This window comes from Kocuria rhizophila, assembly GCF_003667225.1.
GTDB lineage: Bacteria > Actinomycetota > Actinomycetes > Actinomycetales > Micrococcaceae > Kocuria > Kocuria rhizophila.
Genome location: NZ_RCOM01000149.1, coordinates 1 through 2133 on the forward strand (window position 1 = coordinate 1; position 2133 = coordinate 2133).

Sequence of the window (2133 nt, forward strand, 5' to 3'; positions counted from 1 at the left end):
GCCCGGGATCAGCCGGACCACCAGGTCGATCAGCCAGATCCCCAGGAAGGGCGTGATGATCCCGCCCAGCCCGTAGACCGCGAGGTTGCGCCCCAGGGTCTTGGACGCGTTCATGGGCCGGTACTTCACACCCCGCAGGGCCAGCGGGACCAGGAACACGATCACGATCGCGTTGAAGATCACGGCGGAGAGCACCGCGGAGGCCGGCGAGTGCAGGCCCATCACGTTGAGCACCGCGAGCCCCGGGAACACCCCGATGAAGATCGCGGGGATGATCGCGAAGTACTTGGCGATGTCGTTGGCGATCGAGAACGTGGTGAGCGCCCCGCGGGTGATGAGCAGCTGCTTGCCGATCGCGACGATGTCGATGAGCTTGGTGGGGTCCGAGTCCAGGTCCACCATGTTCCCGGCCTCCTTGGCCGCGGAGGTGCCGGTGTTCATGGCCACGCCAACGTCCGCCTGGGCCAGCGCGGGGGCGTCGTTGGTGCCGTCACCGGTCATGGCCACGAGGTTCCCGCCCTCCTGCTCCGTGCGGATGTAGGCGAGCTTCTGCTCCGGGGTGGCCTCCGCGAGGTAGTCGTCCACGCCGGCCTCCTCCGCGATGGCCGCGGCGGTCAGGGGGTTGTCACCCGTGACCATCACGGTGCGGATGCCCATGGCGCGCAGCTGCGCGAAGCGCTCGGTGAGCCCCTCCTTGACCACGTCCTTGAGGTGCACCACGCCGAGCACGCGCGCCGCGCCGTCGGCCCGCTTGTGCGCGACCACCAGCGGGGTGCCGCCCGAGCGGGAGATCTTGGTGACGCGCTCCTGGAGCTCACCGCGGGCGGCGTCGTCCGGCTGCGCGCCGTCCTCCGAGAGCCACGCGACGATCGCGGAGCCCGCGCCCTTGCGGATCTGCGAGCCGTCCGGCAGGTCCAGCCCGGACATCCGCGTCTGCGCGGTGAAGGGGACGACGTCGCCCGCGGCCTCCCGCTCGAGGCTCGCCCCGCGCTCGCGGGCCAGGTCCACGATCGAGGAGCCCTCGGGCGTGGGGTCCGCCAGGGACGAGAGCGCCGCGGCGTGCACGAGCTCCTCCTCGGCCACCCCGGTGAGCGGGACGAACGCGGTGGCGCGGCGGTTGCCGTACGTGATGGTGCCGGTCTTGTCGAGCAGCAGGGTGGTCACGTCCCCGGCGGCCTCCACGGCGCGCCCTGACATGGCCAGCACGTTGCGCTGCACCAGCCGGTCCATGCCCGCGATGCCGATCGCGGAGAGCAGCGCGCCGATGGTCGTGGGGATCAGGCACACGAGCAGCGCGATCAGCACGGTCACGCTCGCGGGGCTCGCGGGGTAGGAGGCAATCGGGTTCAGGCTCAGCGTGACCACCACGAACACGATGGACAGGGACGCCAGCAGGATGTTCAGGGCGATCTCGTTGGGGGTGCGCTGGCGGGCGGCGCCCTCCACCAGGGAGATCATCCGGTCCACGAACGTCTCACCGGGCTTGGAGGTGATCCGCACGACGATCCGGTCCGAGAGCACGCGCGTGCCACCGGTCACCGCGGAGCGGTCGCCGCCGGACTCGCGCACCACGGGGGCGGACTCGCCGGTGATCGCGGACTCGTCCACGCTCGCGATGCCCCACACGATGTCCCCGTCCCCGGGGATCAGCTCGCCCGCGGAGACCACCACCACGTCACCCAGGGTGAGGTCCGCCGAGGACGCCTCCTCGGTGACCGCGCGCTGGGCACCCGGGTCCGCGGCGTCGTCGTAGTCCCGCACGCGGTGCGCGGTGGTGCTGGTGCGCGTCTGGCGCAGGGACTCCGCCTGGGCCTTGCCGCGGCCCTCCGCGATGGACTCCGCGAGGTTCGCGAAGACCACGGTGAGCCACAGCCACACGGCGATCGCCCACGTGAACGCACCGGGGACCGCGGTGCCGCCGGAGTCCTGCGCGCCGCCGGTGAACAGCTCCGCCACGGCGAACACCGTGGTGACCACGGCACCCACCCACACGATGAACATCACGGGGTTGTGCCACTGGGTGCGGGGGTCGAGCTTGCGCACCGCGCCGGGCAGAGCCCCGCGCAGCTGCCGCCACGTGAGGGTCTTGCGGGGTGCGGCCGGGCGGGCCGCGGGGGCCGCCCGGCCGCACCC

At 72.3% G+C, this 2133-nt stretch carries 1 protein-coding gene; it reads right to left on the reverse strand.

The window, feature by feature from the left end; all coding sequences use genetic code 11:
* A partial coding sequence (gene kdpB, locus D9R02_RS11705) for a potassium-transporting ATPase subunit KdpB (protein WP_220700428.1) occupies window positions 1–2133 on the reverse strand: 2133 nt, incomplete at both ends.